Genomic DNA, 18203 nt, shown 5'->3' on the forward strand with positions numbered 1-18203 from the left:
AACAGCATCCGTGCCCTGTGGCTCACTTTGCATCACCGGCTTGCCCTGAAGCCGGTCCCTGCGGTATCGGTGGCCATTGCTGGCAATTCTCTCAGGAGCACACGTGATGGCCAAGGAGCCGAAGCTCGAGCACTCCGAATTTTCCGGGGAGTTTGAAGACGACGGGATCACCGTCCTCGTCGACATCTACCGACCCGCCGGAACGCAAGGGGACTGGCAGATGGAGGTCATTTCGCAAACGGAGGATGTGACCACCTGGGATGAACCCTTCGCCACGGACAAGGACGCATGGGAGGAGTTCCTCGCCACGGCCGAGCGCGACGGTCTGGCGTCTTTCGTCGGCGAGGACGATCCATCGGTGCACTAGCAGCCTCCCGCCACTTGACGAATGCAGCGGGTTGCGCTCTTCCTCCTCGCAATTTGAGGGGAACTTATTGCAATGCGTCAAAGGCTCGTAAAGCTGCTCGGCTCCCGGCTTTGGGAGCAGGTGATCATCGCGATCATCGTTGTGAATTCGATCGTGCTGGGCCTCATGACCTATCCGGACATGATCGCCACCTATGGTCCGCTCCTCCATCTTCTGGACCAGGCCATTCTGGCGATCTTCGTGGCGGAGTTGGTGGTGCGCGTCTACGCGTTCGGACCCCGGTTCTTCCGCGATCCTTGGAACCTGTTTGACTTCGCGGTCGTCGCCATCGCCGTCATCCCGGCCACCGGTCCGTTCCAGGTGCTGCGTGCCCTTCGGATCCTGCGGGTGCTGCGGCTGATCTCGACGATGCCGGCGCTGCGACGGGTGGTGGGCGGCCTCATCTCGGCCTTGCCGGGCATGACATCCATCCTGGTGCTGATGGCCATGCTCTTCTACGTCGCTGCGGTCATGGCCACCAATCTCTTCGGCCAGAACTTCCCCGACTGGTTCGGCACCTTGACGGCCTCGCTCTACACGCTCTTCCAGGTGATGACGCTGGAAAGCTGGTCGATGGGCATCGTCCGGCCAGTCATGGAGGTCCACCCGCAGGCCTGGGCCTTCTTCGTGCCCTTTATCCTGCTGTCCACCTACGCGGTTCTGAACCTGTTCATCGGTGTGATCGTATCCGCCATGCAGCAGGATTCCGAGGCTTCCGCCACGGCCGACCGACAGACGCTGCACGACGATTCGATAACGGTGCTGGCCGAATTGCGCGCCCTGCGGGCCGAAGTCACGTCCCTGCGCAATGACCTCCGCGTTCGGGAGAATGCAAAGCGCCAGGAAGACCTTCCATAGCGTACGACGGCGCGGCCTCGGGCCTTGCTGGCGGACCGGGGATCATAGTGCAACTTTCGCAAGCGCCGCACGTTCGGTCCTGCTGAGTGCGCAGTGATCCACAGCCGAGGCAGGAGATAGACAGATGGATGCGAGACAACCTCCTGCGTCGCGCCAGCAGCACCGTGTTTTTCAGCTGCTGTTTCCGATCGGGCTCGCGCTTCTCTCGCTGTGGGCTATCAATTTCGAGTTTCCGCGTGTCGTGTCGGATCACGGCTTTTGGGATTTCGGCGCCTTCGTCGCCTCCGGGCGTGCTGCCGCAGCTGGATTGGATCCCTACGGCATCTACCCCCCGCTGACGCCACATGTGGTCTTCCCGGGCTTTGAGGCCTGGAACCCGAACCTGAACCCGCCGATCTCCGCGCTCCTCTTCCAGCTCTTCGACGTCGCGGATCTGGACACCGCGCTGCGGGTCTGGTGGGTCATTTCCCTCGTCTGCTATCTGGCCGCTGTCGTCCTGCTGCTGCGACGCTACAGCGAAGGTCTCGAAGCCATCCTCCTCGGGCTCTGGGCCTTTGCCTTGGCGGGCTTCTGGGACACCCTGTTCCTTGGGCAGATCTATACGCCGCTGGTGCTGGCGGCCGTCGTCGCCTGGCTGTCGCTGGAGCGGGGAAAGCTTGTTCAGGCGGGTATCATGATCGGCCTACTGGTGTCGATGAAGCCGAATTTCCTCGTCTGGCCGGTGCTCCTCTTTCTTGCGGGCTACTGGCGACCGCCTCTTGTCGCAGCCGCCACGGCTGCCGTCGTTGCCGCAATTCCGCTCGCCGTCTTCGGGCCGCAGATCTATCTCGACTGGTTGAGCCTGGTGGCCTCCGATGGCGATCGCGCCGTCTTTCTCACCAACGCCTCCCTCGCGGGACTTGCGGCGCGGGCGGGGCTGCCCTTGCTCGGGACCGTGCTCAGCGCCCTCCTGCTCCTGACGCTTGCGGCATGGGCTGCTTGGCGAAAACCCGTGACGATGGATGTCAGCAGCTTTGCGCTCGTCGCAGCGCTTCTGGCGTCACCGCTCGGCTGGATCCACTATACCCTGTTTCTGCTGCCGGTCCTCCTGCATCACTGGCGGAGACCCTGGACATGGCCGGTCGCAGTGGCCCTCACCATCCCGGTGCCGCTCGTCCTGGCGCAGTTCGGCGCGGCTCCCTGGGTGCAGCTTACGATCGGCTCTGTCTACGGCTGGTCGCTCGTCCTGCTTCTCCTTGGCCTCATTGCCAACGAACGGCAGACGTCATACCCGGCTCGTCAGTTTGTTCGGCGGTAGATACGCCAGTCGCCCGTCTCCGCGACCAGCCGGTACCGCGAGGCTATATAGTCCGCATAGATCTCTCTCATGCCGTTGGCCGTCCAGACCTCGATGGGTGACTTCGGATCCATGATCACCGCGACATCCGCAAAGATCTCCTCCGCCGGCGGATAATGCTGCCGGTTCAGGGTGCGGCCCCAGTGATACCAGGGGCTGTCGCCGACCGGCGGCAGGAGCGCCATGCCCGCGGAAAAGGGATTGACGAAATCCAGCACCGCAAGGCGTTCCACGGGCCCGTCCAGGTTGGCGAGCGCGGCAGAGCCATCGGCGATCGAGAGGTTATACCGGCGAAAGAAGTCATACTGCCCCTGGCTCCACATCGGGACGAGCCTTATCCCTTCAAAGTCCGCAAGCGCCAGCTGCTCGCCCTTGTCGGCGACGGCATAGACCGCATGCATCGACAGGCTGATGGCATGACTGGCGGAAGCCGGCACAAGCAGCACCGGCAGCAGCAGCGGGAAGCCTCGCGCCCAGGTTCGCCGACGTGACGGAAGGTCCGCCCGCAGCAGCAGTTCGGCGATGACCGCTGCGCTGGCGCCCAGCGTCAGGATGCCGACGATCTGAAAGTTCTGCTCGATGATCAACAGCCCGCTGGCGCCACAGAAGCCGACGAACAGGAGATCGCGAAGACGCCGTAGAAGAAGGAGCAGCGCCACCGCGAAGATTGCGTAGACGGCGATGTCCGCGAGGTTCTTCAGGACAATGTCCGCCATCACCCGAAAGCTCGGCAACTCGCCGCTGACGCTGCTCGCCAGCCGAAGGTCTGCGATGTGGTTGAGGCTGCCCCGCCAGACGAGGCCGATGACGGCGACGGAGACGACGATCATGGCCAGCGCGATGGCAGCCCAGGTACGCTGCCGGCGATCGAGGAGCATCAGGCTGAGAAACGCCACGGCCATCAGGCCGTAGGTGATCTTGGTGTACAGCATCAGCAGCGAGAGGCAGGCGGCGCAGAGCGCATCCAGCACGTCGCGCCGGGGCTGGTCCGGCTGCCGGGGCAGATACAGGACCAGAAGCAGACCAAGGCAGGCCCAGCCGATGCGGTTGTAGAACATGGCAAAGGTGAGCTCGCCGATCCATTCGCCGGGATTGGCGGGAACGGCGGCGATCAGAAGCAGGAAAACCGCAAGCGGCAGGCCGATCAATGCGCTCATCCGGCTTGCGATCACCTCCGACGCGATGACCGCGATCACGAGGACCACCAGTGCCATTCCCACCGGCATGGCGGCGCTCATGGCGCCGGAGAGACCGTAGCCGGCAGCCGGAATGTAGAAGGCAAGAGGGCCGAGCGATGTGTGGAAGTCGACGTTCGGGACCTGGCCCGACCAGATCCGTTGCGCCCCATCCAGGAAGATGAACAGGTCGTTGACGTATTTCGTCGTCACCGTCTTGCCGGGCGCGGCCAGAAGCGCCGCGAGAACGAGGCCCAGCCACAGGATCGCACCTCGCAGGCCTATGGCCCGCAGCCACGTCGGCAGACGAGGTGCGGAGGCAGGTCGTCGGGCGTCCGTTGCCTCCGTCACCGCATCGTCTCCCGCGGCTGCCGTTTCTCGTAGACGATCCAAGCGTCGGTCTCCTGCACGAGTTGGAAGTTTCTGGATATGAATGGACCGTAGAGTTGCTGCAAGGGCAGGCTGTTGATGCCGACCTTGGGGATCATGACGAACTGGGCATCGGCGAACATGACTTCAGGGTCGGGATGTGTGTTGCCATCGATATTCCTTCCCCAGTGCAGCCAGGAACTGTCACCGGCGGGGGGGCGCAGCCCAAGCCCCGCAGAGAACGGATTGACGAAATCCAGAACCACCACGCGCTCGGGTTTGGGTGACAACGACAGCAGCAGCTTGCCGCCGCTCTCGATGCTGTCGTGGTAGCGGGTCATGAAACCGGGGGAGTCGGCCCGTTCAGGAATCCGCAGGTCCCGCAGCTTTGGCAGACCGAGAGATCTGCCGGCATCTGTGGCGGCAAGCATGGCATGCCGTGCGAGAACGGCTCCATGATGGACGATTGGGGGCAGCAGAAGAAAGGCGAGAAGCAAGGGCAGACCGTCGGCGAGCGAAGGGCGTCGTACGGCGACATCTCTCTCTATTCCGGCGTGGAGGCGGAAGAGCAGTTCCGTTGCAACCGCCGCTCCCGAGTAAAGCGTGATGATGCCCCAGCCATGCGCGTTCTGAGCGAGAATGAGAAGGCCGGCCGTGACGCAGAAGCCGTAGAAGAGAAGGTCGCGAAGACTGCGCGTTCGCCACAGGGCGACGCCGGCGGCAATGGCGAAGACGGTAAGATCCGCAAGATTGTTCAAGCCGGGCCGGACGAGGCTCGCCAGATCGCGACCGCCGCTGACCTGCGCCGCAGCCATCAGGTCCTCGACATGCTGCCGGGTGCCGCCCCAGCCCAGCTCGATCACAGCCGCTGCGACCAGGGTGAGCAGCAGGCTCCCGGCAGCCCAGCGGCGCTGCTTCTCGTCCGTCAGCATGAACGCGATGAAGCCCAGGCTGACGAGCCCATACGTGGCCTTGGTGTAGAACTGCAGCAGCAACAGCAGGGCAGCGGCCATGGCATCCGCAATCTCGCCCGTCACGCCCCGCTCTCGCGCAGGCAGGTACATCACGAGGAGCAGACTCAAGGCCACCCAGCCGATGCGGTTGTAGAACATGGCAAACGAGAGAAGCGAGACAGGGCTTCCCAGGTTGATCGGAGCGGCGAGGATCAGGATCAGGAAGGCCCCCAGTGCCACCGCGATCGGCGTATGCAGGCGAGAGTTCAGGATCGCGATGAATGCCGGCATGACCGCGAGAAGAAGAACGGCCATTCCAACCGGCATGGCAGCCCCGAGATTGCCGGTCAGCCAGTAGCCTGCCGCAGGAATGAGGAAGACGAGCGGGCCGAGAGCGGTGTGAAAGTCCCGGTTGGGGAGCTGACCGGAGGCGATCCGGTGGGCGCCGTCGAGGAAGATCAGCACATCGTTCGTGAAAGCAGCGGTCACCGTACGACCCGGCAATGCCAGCATTAAGGCGCAGACGATCGTCATCGCCGCGATGCAGAGGGCTGCCGCATGGCGTCGGGCCCAACGGGGAGCGGTCGCGCTCATTCCGGAACGGCGGTCGGCTGGCTTCGCCGGAACAGGATCCAGTGTTGGCTCTCGCCGATCCTGGAGAAGTTCCGGTTTGCAAATTCGAGATATTGCGCAGCGGCACCGGCCGGCGTTTCTCCCGGATTTCGGAACAGGATGGTATCGGCTCCTGCCAGGCTGCGCTCTGGGGAGATGGCCTGCATGCCGCTCCAGCGCAGGTCCATGACGCCGCCCTCGGCAGCAGACAGGCCAAGCGCGGGGCTGAAGGCGTCAACGGCTCCCACCACGGTGAGGCGTCCGATCGGCATCTCCTGCCGGGCAAGAAGAGAAAGCCCGTCGTCCACGGTCGAAAGATACCACCGGCCGCCGCCAAAGTCGCCGCCCGTCCAGAGATCGGCGAGGCGGATACCGGACAGGCGGGGAAGCTCCACTGCCTGCCCCGCCCGCACCGTCGCGGCGCCGGCATGCAAGGCAAGCGCCATGCCGCAGTGAAGCGCCGTCGGCAGCACGAAGGCGAGGAAGAACAGCTTGACGCCGCTCCGGTTGACGAATCCGCCTTCGTAGGCTTCGGACCCCTCGTCGATCTGCTGCAAGAGCCGCTGGGCGGCCACGGCGGCGGCCGCATGGACAGAGATGATCCCCCATCCCTGGACGTTCTGGCTCAGGAGCCAGAGCCCGACTGCACAGCAGAAGATGAAGAAGACGAAGTCCCTGTCGCTCCAATGGCGCCACAATGCCAGCCCGGCGAGAAGCGAAAGCAGCAGGAAATCGGCCAGATGGGCCACACCCAGCTGCAGATAGTCCGCGCTCGTCTCACGCATCGCCTGCCAGGAGTCCCGCAGATAGGTCGAGCTGCCACCCCAGAGGAGTTCGACGACCAGCAGCACCAGCGCAGTCAGAACAATGGCCAGAGCGGCCCAGCGAAGCTGACTGCGATCGGTCGTCATGAACAGGAGAAAGCCAAGCCCAACGAGCCCGTAGGAGACGCGCAGATAGATCATGATGAGGGTCAGCGCGGCGGCGGCGACGGCATCCAGCAGGATGGAGCCGCGGGCCATGCGATCAGGCGGGAGATACAGTACCAGCAGAATGGCAAGAGCCACCCACCCGATCCTGTTGTAGAACATGGCAAACGACAGGGCCGTGACGGCGTCGCCGAGGTTCATCGGCGCGGCGAGAATAAGCAGCAGAAACGCTGCGAAGGCGATTGCCAGAAAAGGGTGCAGGCGTGAAACCAGAACATGGCTGGCGATCAGCGCCATGATCGCCGTGAACAGTGCCATCGCAACGGGCATGGCGGCACCCAGGCTGCCGGTCAGACCGAAACCCGCAGCGGGACCGTAAAAGGCAAGAGGGCCGAGCGCCGTGCTGAAGTCGCGGCTGGGGACCTGCCCCATCACGGCACGATGGATGCCGTCGAAGATCAGAAACAATTCGTCGAGGGATTTGGTCGTGATGGTCACGCCCGGCAGAGCGAGAACCAGGGCACAGACGAAACCGATCGCCAGGACGACAGCTGCCGGAGACAGCGAAAGGCGCGTGCGTCCCTCCCTCGCCGTGCTTTGGACCGCCCCCATCACTACAGCCGCAGCTTCTTGAAGATCGGCTCGGGGATGGACCGGATCACGGCCATCAGCGGCCACCAGATGCCGCGCACATAGATCACGTCGCGCCTCGACTTCGCTTCGGCTGCGGCGAAGATCGCAGCGGCGACCTCCTTTGGCTCCGCCGTCAGTGGTCCGGGAAGCTTCATTCCGGCTGTCATGCGAGTGCGGACGAAGCCGGGCTTGATCGTGACAACCCGCACGCCTGCGCCGGCAAGCCTGTTCCTTAGACCGGAGAGAAAGGCAGTAAAGCCGGCCTTGGCGGCGCCATAGATATAGTTCGAAGCCCTGCCACGATCCCCGGCCACCGAACTGATGCCGACGATGGCGCCCGATCCGCGCACAGCAAAACGCTCGGCGATCAGCCCGAGAAGCAAGGCGGGGCCTTCAAAGTTCGTCCGCATCACCACCCGGGCGTGCTCGGCGTCCTTCTCCGCGCGCGGCTGCTCTCCGAGTTCACCGACCGCGCAGACCACTGTGTCAGGCAGGGCAGGCAAACCTGCCAGAAACTCCTCGAGCCGCTCGCTGTCCAGGATATCGAGGCGATGGACGCTGACGCTTGTGCCACTCTGCGTGCCGATGTCGTTGGCCTCTCGCTGGACCGCCTCCAGGTTACGCCCCGCCAGTTGCACGTCCCAACCTGCCAGCGCGTAGGTGAGGGCGGTGGCCCGCCCAATGTCGGAGGTAGCGCCCAACAGTAGAACGCTCTTGCCAGTTTTGGTCATATGCCAAGCCTTGTTGCGAGACGGGATCCGAAGCGGTGGTCTGCACCGATCGAACGCCGGATATCTCTGAATTCGGGTAATTGCGGGTAGCCGGCCTCGAATGTCTGGCGCGACTGTCGCGCATCCTTGGCCAGATAGAGCCGTCCCCCCGCGTCGACAACGGTCCGGTCGATTTCTTCCAGCAGAGGAAACACATCGTCGGTGACCGGAAGATCGAGCGCAAGCGTGTAGCCGGGGGTGGGAAAGGAGAGGAGACCGGTCCCGGAGCCGAGCTTTTTCAGCACCGCAAGAAACGATCCCTTGCCGGAGTCGGCAAACCGCTGAAGGATCTCTCCGAGCACCGACAGCGCGTTGTTATCAGGCACAACGCACTGGTGCTGCAGGAAGCCGCTCTTGCCGTAGAGGCGGTTCCATTGACCGATGCCGTCCAGCGGGAAGAAGTAGGGGTTCCAGTGCACCAGCGACGGTGCCGCCGCCTTGCGCGCTCCGGCCCGGAAATAGGCTTCGTTGAAGAGAGAAACGCTGGCGCGATTGAGCGCCCAGGCGGGAAAGTCGATCGGAAGCGCGAGCTTCGCCTTTTTCTGCGGCGGGAAGGCATCTGCAGCGGGCATGCGTGCAGACAGCTGCTCGCGGGTTGCGTGTTCACCGGCAAAGATCAGCGAGCGTCCGAGGGAGGCGCCACGGGAAAGGCAGTCGATCCAGGCGACGGAATAGGAGGTGTCGTTCACGGCCTGCAACGCGGCCAGAGCTTCGCCAAGATCGCGCGCGACGATCGTGTCCTGGCTGATCCAGCCCGTCTCGATCCGGTTCAGGTGAAAGGACGCCTCGATGATGACGCCCGTCAGGCCCATCCCGCCGATCGTGGCGAAGAAAAGCTCGGGGTTTTCATCGCGGCTGCACGTGAGCACGCCCCCATCCGGCAGGACCAGTTTGAAGTTGACGACATGCGCGCCAAACCCGCCGTCCCGATGATGGTTCTTGCCATGTACGTCAGAAGCGATCATCCCTCCGACCGTGACGAACTTCGTGCCCGGCACCACCGGTGGGAAATAGCCGCGGGGAACGAAGGCGTCGAGGATGTCAGAGAGCATCGTGCCGCCCTCGACCGTCAGCAGTCGCGTCTCGGGATCGAAGCTCTTCATCCGGCCGAGCCCGCGGCACATGAGGGTCGCAGCATCACCCAGGGCGGCGTCGCCGTAGGAGCGACCGTTTCCACGAGCGATCATACCGGATAGGTGTCCCGTAGCATCTGCCACCGCCGCAGGCGTTGCGCAGTCATGCACCTCGCTCACAAGCCGGGGATATCGGCCCCAACCTTCTAGTATCATTTCAAGCCCCTTCTGAGCGGAACACGAACCTGCGGTCGAGGGCGTATTTGGACACATATCCGATCGCCAAGCCAAGGGCGCCGCCGGCATATTTTGCGAAAGTCGTTCCCCAGAGGGTCCAGAAAGCCACTTCGAAGCTCCAGAAGATCACCGTCGTCAGCACGCTGAACAGGCCATAGAGGGTAACCTTCCTCGCCTCGCTCCGATGCGAGGTGTAGTCGTCGAAGAAAATCCACTTCTTGTCGAGGACGTATTTGACGACGAAGCCGGCTATGGTGCCAACGAAGATCGACAGCATCAACGGGTGGCCCGGCAGGATCTGCACCGTGGCTTCCTGGGCAGAAAAGTTGATCAGGGTCGAAAGGACGGCGAAGGCAGCGTAGCGCACGACAAGGTTCATCCGGCGCCGCCCCGACGGCGAAGTTGCATGGGTGGATCTCGTCATCGCTGCCTCACAGGGCGCCGATGACGAAGAGACCGACCGCGCCGAGTGTCGCCAGGCTGACCCTGTCCTTCAGCGCAAAGACCACCGGGTCATCGTGTACCTGTCCCCGGTGCGCCAACATCAGCACTCTTGCGATCCAGTAGGTCAGGATCGGGGCGACCAGCCACAGGATTTCTGGCCGCGTGTAGAGGGACTGAACGTCGGCGTCGGAAATATAGAGGGAAAACAGCGTCAGCGCGTTGAGGCCTGCAGCCGCGGCCAGGGCGCCGACCATGCCTGTATCCGTGTTGCGATAGCCCCGGCTCCTGGAATCCGGCAGGTTGGCCTCGCGTCGGGCCAGAAGCTCGACGTATCGTTTCACGAGCGCCAGCGACAGGAACCAGCTCATCATGAAGGCGAGCAGCCAGGGCGAGACCGCGACCGACAATGCCACGGCACCGCCAATCACGCGGGTTGTGTAGAGACCGGCGAGCGCCACCACATCCAGGATCATCTTGCGCTTCAGCAGGAAGGAATAGGCGGTCGTCAGCGCGAAGTACCCGACCAGAACGGCCAGGAATGGCCACGATATCTGGGTTGCCACCGCAAACGAAAGAAGCAGCAGAATCGGAATAGCCACCAGCGCGTGAGACAGAGGGATGTCGCCACAGGCAAGCGGTCGCCGGCATTTCGTGCGATGGGCGCGGTCGTCCTGGAGGTCGACGAGGTCGTTCAACAGATAGACGCTCGACGCGCAGAGGGAGAAGGCGACGACCGCCAGCAACGCCAGGACCACACTCGTCCAGTCGAACAGGTGGTTGGCCAGCAGCGGCACGAAGACAAGCCCGTTCTTGGCGTACTGGTGGACACGCAGGAGCCGCGCCCAGGTGCGCCAGGTCGGTCCTTCATGCGAGACATATTCGACGTCGTCGCACTGCGCTGACAGCTGCCGCGCCACCTTGGCGGGCGTTCGAATGGCGTAAGCCTTTGCGGCGTGACGCCATACGGGCAGATCGGCGGCATCATTGCCGATGTAGTCGAACTCGCCTTCGCCGAAGGCGGCTACCAGGAGACCCGCCTTGATCTCGCCGGCACAATTTCTACTCGCATCTGTTGCAAACCAGCCCGAGAAGAGGCCCAGATGATCTGCGACGGCCGAGACGAGGCGCTCGTGGCTAGCCGACGCCAAATAGACAGGCCGGCCCTGCTCACGCGCACGGTGAATGATGTTCAGCACTTCATTATCATAGGGAAGCACCGCTGGATCGAAATCTTCCGGCTCCGAAAGGCGGTGCTTGAGGTTTGCCTTGCCCTGCCCCAGCGCAGACAGCATTTCGACAATCGCGTGCGGTCGACGACTCAGCTCGGAGAATGCGCATTCGATCAGAAGATCTGAACGGATCAGTGTTCCATCGAGGTCAACAACCAGCGGGTGGCGCCCCTCGTCGCCGGCGGTCCGCTTGGCAGAAACCTGCACGGACGCAGATTGAGGCTCCTTCCGCCCGCCCCAGCGCTCCCGAGTCCGAAGTTGACCCCTTGCATTGGGCTGGAGAAGCTCATTTTGAAGTTCGCTCACGTGAGGCCTTTCATGGGAGCAGAGGACATAGAACTGCGGATAGAAGAACCTCATGTCCCGTAAATAGTTCCCGCCTTCTTCAGCTCCATCGCACTCATGCTGCGCGCTGCATGCATAAGATCAGCACCGCGGTCCGGCCGAACTCGCACACCCAACGCGGGTCAGAATGACGTGATTGTCACCGCCTTCGGAGTGAATCCTGATCGGCTGCGCTGCCATATCCGACGCCAGCGAGCAGGCAGGGACGGGCGGAACTTTCCTGTCGATCACGGGTTCGAAGCACCCGAAGCACAGGAGCAGACCATGAACCGGAACGTCATCATCGGAATTGTTGCGATCGCTGTGATCATAATCGCAGTGCTTTTGCTTATGCCGGGCGCTGAGCAGCCAGCAGGAGACGTTACCGCTCCCGCTTCTCAGCCGGGATTGGCGCCAAATGCACCGGCGCCGACGAACTGAGGTAAACCGCCAAAGATCTCTACCGGAGGAACAATGGAGACTGAGACAATCGAGCGATACCGGATGCGGCAGGAAGAGGACGAAACGTGGACCGTCATCGACACAACGATGGTGGCCACTCGCGAAAACCGCATGATTGCAGGCGTTTCTGAAGACCGCGCCCGACAATACTGCGCTCGGCTGAACAAACTGCATTCGCCTAGATCCTCACCCACCTCGGAGGGTAGCGGGGACGAATGAGGACTTCTACGCACGAGTTGATGACGATCCAGCCTCTGGGCGGGATCGTCATTCATAAAGTGATCTAGGCTTCTGCGCATTTGAATCAGGCGCAGAAGCCAGACGAGGTCGTCGTCGCCGGCAGGCCGCCGCCCCTCAGAAGGAGGCGGGGAGACCGGAGATTTAGATCGGGTAGTGGATATGGCCGTCCTGGACTGTGATCCACCTCAGTTCAGTGAATTCTGCGATTCCGGCCTTGCCTCCAAAGCGGCCGTAACCGGAGTCCTTGACGCCTCCGAACGGCATCTGTGCCTCATCATGCACAGTTGGTCCGTTGACATGGCAGATGCCGGATTCGATGCGGCGTGCGACGCTCATCGCACGGTTGATGTCGCGGCCGAACACGGCTGCCGACAAGCCGTATTCCGTGTCGTTGGCCACACGAACCGCCTCGTCGATCGAACCGACGCGAACAACCGAAGCGACGGGACCAAAGCTTTCTTCGCCGTAGATGCGCATGGCGGGAGTGACCTTGTCCAGAAGTGCCGCGTCCATGAGCGTGCCCTCGACGCTGCCGCCTGCTACCAGAACCGCCCCCTTGGAGACTGCGTCCTTGATCAGGCCCTCGATCCGCTGGGCCGCCTTCAGATCCACCAGAGAACCAAGCGGTGAGTCGCTGCGGCGGGGATCGCCCGCCTTTAAGGTCCGCACCTTGGCCGCCATGGCATCGACAAATTCATCCGCGATTTGTTCGTCCACCACCAGGCGTTCTGTCGACATGCAGATCTGGCCCTGGTTCATGTAGGCGCCAAACGCGGCGGCAGCGACGGCTTCGTTGATGTCCGCGTCATCGAGCACGATCAACGGCGCCTTGCCTCCAAGCTCCAGCAGAACCGGCTTCAGGTGACGCGCGGCCGTTTCCGCAATGACGCGACCGACACGCGTCGATCCGGTGAAATTGATGCGACGCACCGCCGGATGGGCGATCAGTTCTCCCACGATCACTCCGGCATCGTCCGGAGCATTGGAGATGGCGTTGAGGACCCCTTCCGGCAGGCCCGCCTCATGCAAGGCGTCAACGATCAGCCGGTGAGTGCGCGGGCAGATTTCGGACGTCTTCATGACCACGGTGTTGCCGCAGGCAAGTGGCAAGGCGATCGAACGGACACCGAGGATGACCGGTGCATTCCACGGCGCAATGGAAAGGACGACGCCGGCCGGCTGCCGCACCGCCATGGCAAGACTGCCGGGGCGGTTGGAGGGGATCACCTCGCCGGTGATCTGCGTCGTCATCGCCGCCGCCTCGCGCAGCATATCGGCAGCCAGGCCGACATTGAACATGGCCCAGCCTGCCGTCGCGCCGGTTTCCTCTGCCATGGCGGCGACGAAATCCGGTGCTTTCTCCTGCAGGCGATCGGCAGCCGCCATCAGCAGCTTGCGGCGTTGCCCCGGACCGATGGCAGCCCAGGCCGGAAATGCCTTTGCCGCGGCATTGGCTGCCTGGCGCGCGTCCTCGACCGAGGCGGCGGCGACTTTCGATGCGACTTCGCCGGTGATCGGATTCAGGCGCTCGAACGTCCGCCCGTCGGCGGCTTCCATCTCCACATTGTTGATCTTCAGGCCCAGGATGCTCATGCGGTTCTCCGTTTGATAGTTTGAGGGATGCTCATGCGGCACGGTCCAGAAAGGCACGCTGCAATGATTTGTCGTTCATCAGGTAATAGACGGTATCTTCGCCGCCAATGCGACCGGCCTTGTCACAATTGCCGCAGTTGGACTTCTGCACCCGGCACGGGATCTACCACCTGCTGGCCAGGTTCTCACGGTTTCGCAACCTGCCCCTATCCTTGACCGCTATGGTGACGAGCGCGCTCCTGGTGGAGGTGAAGGCCCCGCTTTCGGGGAGAAAGCTTGCCGACGTCAACAATGACATTGATCTATTCGATGCAAAGTTCTGTCGGGCAGGGTGCGCCCGTCTCTTTATTTCAGAGGGAAATGGTCGATGACAGACTGGGCCGGACGATTGATCACTGCTACGAGATGAGCGCCCTGCCCTTCATTTCCTGAGGCCAATCATGACAGATATTTCGCCGCTTCGCGCTGCTTCCGGACGCATCAGCTTTCGCGCAGAGGATCGCACGCGCCACGCCGTCGATCGCGTGATGGCACTTCCGCCCCAGGTACTGGCCTCGATCTTCACGCGCTTCGACGCCGCGCGGATCATGAACGAAGCCGCCGCTCTCGATGCCGATGCAGCGCTCTGGAAGCAGCCTCTAGCCGGGCTTCTCGTCTCCATCAAGGACCTGTTCGACGAGGCCGACCTCACCACGACCGCCGGATCGGCAATTCTCTCCGGCGCGCCCGTCGCGCGTCAGGACGCAGAGGCTGTCCGTCGGCTGAAGGCTGCCGGCGCAATCGCCTTCGGACGCACGACCATGTCCGAGTTTGCCTATTCGGGCGTCGGACTGAACCCCCACTTCGGCAACCCGCAGAATGCTCTCGGTCCGCGTCGTATCACCGGCGGATCGACATCCGGTGGCGCCGTGACGGTGGCCCTTGGACTGGCCGACGTTGCTCTCGGCTCCGATACCGGCGGCTCGGTTCGCATTCCCGCCGCGCTGAATGGCCTCTCGGGCTTCAAGCCCACCCAGGCGTCAGTGCCTCTGGACGGCGCCTTTCCGCTCTCCCAGAGCTTTGACAGCATCGGGCCGCTGGCGCGCAGGATTGAGCAATGCGCTGCCGTCTACGCCGTGCTGTCGCAAACCGAGCGTCCTTCATCCGTTGCTGGCGACAAGCCGCAGATCGGCGTCGTGCGCGGCTTTCTGATGGACGGTCTCGATGAACAGGTGGCCCGCGACTTTGAGGCTGCCCTGGGACGGCTTTCGGTCGGCGGGTTCGACCTTGTCGATGTGGAAATGCCGATGCTGGAAGGCTTTGGCAACGCCAATCGGGTCCTGGTCGCGACCGAGGCGCATGCCATCCACAAAGATCGGCTTGATCACCTGGAAACTGTCGGAGATCCGCGCGTCCTGAAACGCATCCGTGCAGCAGAGCAATTCGGCCCATCCGAGGTCTCCAGCGCGCTTGCTCAACGAAAAGGTGCCATTAAGGCGTTCGAGGCGATGAGCCGGAACTTCGATGCTTTCATTATGCCGACGGTTCCGACCGTTGCGCCTCTGATTGCCGACGTCGAAGCCGATTTCGACAGGCTCAACGCGTTGATGCTGCGCAACCCGTCCACGGTGAACTTCCTCGACGGCTGTGCGGCAACAATCCCCATGCAAGGCAAGCAGGCACTTTCGACCGGGCTGATGCTGTTTGGACCGGGCGGCGCCGATTGGCGCGTGCTGGAACTCGCCGAGCGGGCCCAAGCCGTTTTGGAAGCATGAGCGACTCCGGCCTGTGGCAGATCTCCTGGGCCGGATGTCGCCCCCACGGCCCTCGTCGTCGTTTCATCACCTGGATCGCAGCCCGGCTCGGTCCAAGGGTAGGCGGCGTCCTGGATTGGCCTGCCGATTGTCCTGGCGCCGGGCTTCCTCTTCATGCTGCGAGAAATTTCGTAGGCTCCAGCGCGTAGGGAGCCCTCTACTCGCTCGTCGACGTCGAGGATTGGATGTGGTGCGGCAACGACGAATTGGTGGCGTGACTGATAGCAGCTACTCTCTGCATCCACGAAGCTGGCAGGTTGCAGTGGACGCCGCCTGCCGATATCGCTGGCACTCAGACGCCAGGAAGCACGCCATGAAAGATCGCAAGCGGACAAAGGTCACACTGCTGGACGTCGCGCGACAGGCAAACGTCTCACGCGCCACCGCTTCGCTGGTGATCAGGAAGAGCCCGCTGGTCGGCGCGGCCACCCGTGAACGGGTGGAAGAGGCCATGCGCGCCCTCGGCTATGTCTACAACATGGGCGCAGCACGGCTGCGTGCGGAGCGCAGCCATACGATCGGCGTGATCGTGCCGAACTTGACCAATCCGTTTTTCGCCGAGCTCCTTGGTGGCATCGAGGCCGCGGTCGACAGTGCAGGCCTCGTGATGATCATCGCCAACAGCGGCGACCAGGTATTACGGCAGCGCGCCGTGATGCAACGCATGCGCGAGCATGGCGTCGATGGCATCATTCTTTGCCCCGCCGCCGGTACCGAGCCGGACCTCCCCTCCCTGATCGCGTCCTGGAACCTCCCCGTTGTGCAGGTGCTCCGCCACGTGACGTCGGACCTGGACTACGCCGGGGCCGACTATGCAGCCGGCATGCATCAGGCGGTGGACCATCTCGCCTCGCTCGGCCATCGCTCTGTAGCATTGGCGGTGCACGGGCCGCTTCATTCCGCATACCAGGAACGCGTCGAGGGCTTTCGCCAGGCCATGGCGGAGCGAGGGTTGCAACCGGCGATCATCCGCGTCTCGGACGAGCTTGCCCAGATCGCTAACGCCGCGCATCTCTTCGTGGATCGTCCGGAACGCTTCACCGCAATCGTCTGCTTCAACGATCTGGTGGCACTTGGAATGGCGGCAGGGCTCCACGATTGCGGCTTGACCGTCGGCCGCGACATATCGCTTGTCGGGTTCGATGACGTCAGCGACGCCGAGGCAATGCGCCCCCGCCTGACATCGGTCTCCACGGCACCAGTGACCATCGGAAAGAACGCCGCCACCCTGCTGGTGGAGCGGATAGAAGAACCGTCTCTGCCCCCTCGCTGCATCATCAGCCCGACCTATCTAAGAGAGCGGCAGTCGTGCGAAGCCGTCTCGCCCTCGGCGGTAAAGATTGGGTGACTGCCGGTTGACGCAAGTTCGCAATGGTTTTAGATCGATCTAAACGGCTGCGTGGTGGCGCGCCGGGACTGGGAGGGTCCGCTCGTGTACGCTTTCAACTTCGCCCCCGTGTTTGCGTCCTTCGATCAGCTTCTGGTCGGGGCCTGGCTGACGGTACAGTTGTCGTGCGCCGCCATGCTGCTCGGCCTGATCGTCTCGATCGCCTGCGCCTGGGGCAAGACCGCTGGGCCGTTTCCAATCCGTTTCGTGATCAACGCCTATATCGAGATCATCCGCAACACCCCGTTCCTGATCCAGATCTTCTTCATCTTTTTCGGACTCCCGTCGCTCGGCCTTCGGTTGTCGCCCAATGGCGCGGCCCTTCTGGCCCTGGTGATCAACTTCGGCGCCTACGGCACAGAAATCATCCGCGCTGGAATTGAGTCCATCCAGAAGGGGCAGATTGAGGCGGGCACGGCACTTGGTCTTTCGAAGCTGCAGATCTTCCGCTACGTCATCATGAAACCGGCGCTGCGGACGGTTTATCCGGCACTGACCAGCCAGTTCATCTACCTGATGCTGACGTCCAGCGTCGTCTCGGCGATCTCGGCCGACGACCTCGCCGCAGCGGGCAATGATCTCCAGTCGGCGACCTTTGCAAGCTTCGAGGTCTATATCGTCATCACCCTGATGTATCTGGCGCTGTCGATCGGCTTCTCGACCATTTTCGCCGCGGTGGAGAAGATGGCCTTCAGATACCCTTTGAGCCGATAGGGATGCATCATGATTAGACCCTTCGGCTGGAATGAATTTCTGATCATCGTCATGGCGGCGCAGTGGACCCTGGCGCTTTCGGCCATTGCCTTTGCGGGCGGCGGGATCGGCGGCCTTCTCGTTGCACTGGCGCGTGTTTCCGACGTCCGCCCGCTGCGCATCCTCGCTCTGGGCTTCATCCGCGTGTTCCAGGGCACGCCGCTGCTGATGCAGCTGTTCCTCGTCTTCTTCGGCATGAACATCTTCGGCCTTGCCATCAATCCCTGGTTCGCCGCCAGCATTGCGCTGACGCTGCATGCCAGCGCCTTTCTCGGCGAGATCTGGCGCGGCTGCGTCGAAGCGGTTCCGCCCGGTCAGCGCGAAGCGGCGACTGCACTGGGGCTGAAGTATTTCAACCGGATGCGCTACATCATCCTGCCGCAGGCGATGCGGATCGCCGTGGCGCCGACCGTCGGCTTCCTGGTGCAGCTGATCAAGGGAACCTCCCTTGCAGCCATCATCGGCTTCACCGAGCTGACGCGCCAGGGACAGATCATCAACAATGCCACCTTCAGCCCATTCATGGTCTTTGGAACCGTGGCAGCCATCTACTTCGTGCTGTGCTGGCCGCTGTCGCTGCTGGCACGGCGCATGGAAGTACGATTTTCTCGCTCGACAGAGCGTTGA

General features: G+C 62.9%; 15 protein-coding genes. 7 read left to right on the forward strand and 8 right to left on the reverse strand.

Annotated features, from left to right (window positions below; all coding sequences use genetic code 11):
* Positions 1-106 precede the first annotated feature (106 nt).
* From M1E10_RS23235 to M1E10_RS23245, 3 genes are all read left to right on the forward strand, one after another.
* The gene (locus M1E10_RS23235; RefSeq protein ID WP_499175146.1) at positions 107-367 is read left to right on the forward strand and encodes a hypothetical protein; all 261 of its coding nucleotides are present in this window, start codon (positions 107-109) and stop codon (positions 365-367) included.
* Between the two features lie 72 nt (positions 368-439).
* Positions 440-1264: an ion transporter gene (locus tag M1E10_RS23240; protein ID WP_499175147.1), complete on the forward strand. Its 825-nt coding sequence runs from the start codon at positions 440-442 to the stop codon at positions 1262-1264.
* A gap of 124 nt (positions 1265-1388) precedes the next feature.
* Complete coding sequence (locus tag M1E10_RS23245; protein ID WP_499175148.1) at positions 1389-2561, forward strand: glycosyltransferase family 87 protein; 1173 nt, start codon at positions 1389-1391, stop codon at positions 2559-2561.
* Here the strand turns inward: M1E10_RS23245 and M1E10_RS23250 are convergent.
* The 8 genes from M1E10_RS23250 to M1E10_RS23285 all read right to left on the reverse strand — a co-directional run bounded on the left by M1E10_RS23250 (position 2543) and on the right by M1E10_RS23285 (position 13643).
* Complete coding sequence (locus M1E10_RS23250; protein ID WP_499175149.1) at positions 2543-4168, reverse strand: hypothetical protein; 1626 nt, start codon at positions 4166-4168, stop codon at positions 2543-2545. The two genes, M1E10_RS23245 and M1E10_RS23250, sit on opposite strands and share 19 nt — an antisense overlap.
* The gene (locus M1E10_RS23255; protein WP_499175150.1) at positions 4123-5691 is read right to left on the reverse strand and encodes a DUF2339 domain-containing protein; all 1569 of its coding nucleotides are present in this window, start codon (positions 5689-5691) and stop codon (positions 4123-4125) included. Before M1E10_RS23255 ends, M1E10_RS23250 begins: the two co-directional genes overlap by 46 nt.
* A complete protein-coding gene (locus M1E10_RS23260) occupies positions 5688-7250 on the reverse strand; it encodes a hypothetical protein (protein ID WP_499175151.1) in 1563 nt (520 codons plus the stop codon). The genes M1E10_RS23255 and M1E10_RS23260 overlap by 4 nt, the downstream gene beginning before the upstream one ends.
* A 2-nt stretch (positions 7251-7252) precedes the next feature.
* Positions 7253-8002, reverse strand: a complete 750-nt coding sequence (locus M1E10_RS23265) for an SDR family oxidoreductase (RefSeq protein WP_499175152.1) — start codon at positions 8000-8002, stop codon at positions 7253-7255.
* Positions 7999-9330, reverse strand: coding sequence for an FAD-binding protein (locus M1E10_RS23270; protein WP_499175153.1), 1332 nt, complete (start codon positions 9328-9330; stop codon positions 7999-8001). The genes M1E10_RS23265 and M1E10_RS23270 overlap by 4 nt, the downstream gene beginning before the upstream one ends.
* 1 nt (position 9331) lies before the next feature.
* Positions 9332-9775, reverse strand: coding sequence for a GtrA family protein (locus M1E10_RS23275; RefSeq protein WP_499175154.1), 444 nt, complete (start codon positions 9773-9775; stop codon positions 9332-9334).
* Positions 9776-9782: 7 nt separating this feature from the next.
* On the reverse strand, positions 9783-11231 hold the full coding sequence (locus tag M1E10_RS23280; protein WP_499175155.1) for a UbiA family prenyltransferase: 1449 nt from the start codon (positions 11229-11231) through the stop codon (positions 9783-9785).
* A gap of 960 nt (positions 11232-12191) precedes the next feature.
* On the reverse strand, positions 12192-13643 hold the full coding sequence (locus tag M1E10_RS23285) for an aldehyde dehydrogenase (RefSeq protein ID WP_499175156.1): 1452 nt from the start codon (positions 13641-13643) through the stop codon (positions 12192-12194).
* Between the two features lie 440 nt (positions 13644-14083).
* Here M1E10_RS23285 and M1E10_RS23290 point away from each other — a divergent pair, with 440 nt between their 5' ends.
* The 4 genes from M1E10_RS23290 (at position 14084) to M1E10_RS23305 (ending at position 18203) form a co-directional block, all read left to right on the forward strand.
* Positions 14084-15397, forward strand: coding sequence for an amidase (locus M1E10_RS23290; protein WP_499175157.1), 1314 nt, complete (start codon positions 14084-14086; stop codon positions 15395-15397).
* Between the two features lie 352 nt (positions 15398-15749).
* Positions 15750-16784 carry a LacI family DNA-binding transcriptional regulator gene (locus M1E10_RS23295; RefSeq protein ID WP_499175158.1) on the forward strand — a complete coding sequence of 345 codons (1035 nt, stop codon included), beginning with the start codon at positions 15750-15752 and terminating at the stop codon, positions 16782-16784.
* Positions 16785-16868: 84 nt separating this feature from the next.
* Entirely contained in the window at positions 16869-17537 is a 669-nt protein-coding gene (locus M1E10_RS23300; RefSeq protein WP_499175159.1) for an amino acid ABC transporter permease, read from the forward strand.
* A 9-nt stretch (positions 17538-17546) separates the two neighbouring features.
* Positions 17547-18203, forward strand: a complete 657-nt coding sequence (locus M1E10_RS23305; protein WP_499175160.1) for an amino acid ABC transporter permease — start codon at positions 17547-17549, stop codon at positions 18201-18203.

The organism is Rhizobium sp. PK7-22 (genome assembly GCF_056530405.1).

What these genes read in the sequence shown, in the direction of transcription:
- M1E10_RS23260 (WP_499175151.1), bottom strand. Translation starts at nt 7,250, where the DNA reads ATGGGGGCGGTCCAAAGCACGGCGAGGGAGGGACGCACGCGCCTTTCG.
- M1E10_RS23240 (WP_499175147.1), top strand. Translation starts at nt 440, where the DNA reads ATGCGTCAAAGGCTCGTAAAGCTGCTCGGCTCCCGGCTTTGGGAGCAG.
- M1E10_RS23265 (WP_499175152.1), bottom strand. Translation starts at nt 8,002, where the DNA reads ATGACCAAAACTGGCAAGAGCGTTCTACTGTTGGGCGCTACCTCCGAC.
- M1E10_RS23295 (WP_499175158.1), top strand. Translation starts at nt 15,750, where the DNA reads ATGAAAGATCGCAAGCGGACAAAGGTCACACTGCTGGACGTCGCGCGA.
- M1E10_RS23275 (WP_499175154.1), bottom strand. Translation starts at nt 9,775, where the DNA reads ATGACGAGATCCACCCATGCAACTTCGCCGTCGGGGCGGCGCCGGATG.
- M1E10_RS23255 (WP_499175150.1), bottom strand. Translation starts at nt 5,691, where the DNA reads ATGAGCGCGACCGCTCCCCGTTGGGCCCGACGCCATGCGGCAGCCCTC.
- M1E10_RS23290 (WP_499175157.1), top strand. Translation starts at nt 14,084, where the DNA reads ATGACAGATATTTCGCCGCTTCGCGCTGCTTCCGGACGCATCAGCTTT.
- M1E10_RS23270 (WP_499175153.1), bottom strand. Translation starts at nt 9,330, where the DNA reads ATGATACTAGAAGGTTGGGGCCGATATCCCCGGCTTGTGAGCGAGGTG.
- M1E10_RS23235 (WP_499175146.1), top strand. Translation starts at nt 107, where the DNA reads ATGGCCAAGGAGCCGAAGCTCGAGCACTCCGAATTTTCCGGGGAGTTT.
- M1E10_RS23285 (WP_499175156.1), bottom strand. Translation starts at nt 13,643, where the DNA reads ATGAGCATCCTGGGCCTGAAGATCAACAATGTGGAGATGGAAGCCGCC.
- M1E10_RS23305 (WP_499175160.1), top strand. Translation starts at nt 17,547, where the DNA reads ATGATTAGACCCTTCGGCTGGAATGAATTTCTGATCATCGTCATGGCG.
- M1E10_RS23245 (WP_499175148.1), top strand. Translation starts at nt 1,389, where the DNA reads ATGGATGCGAGACAACCTCCTGCGTCGCGCCAGCAGCACCGTGTTTTT.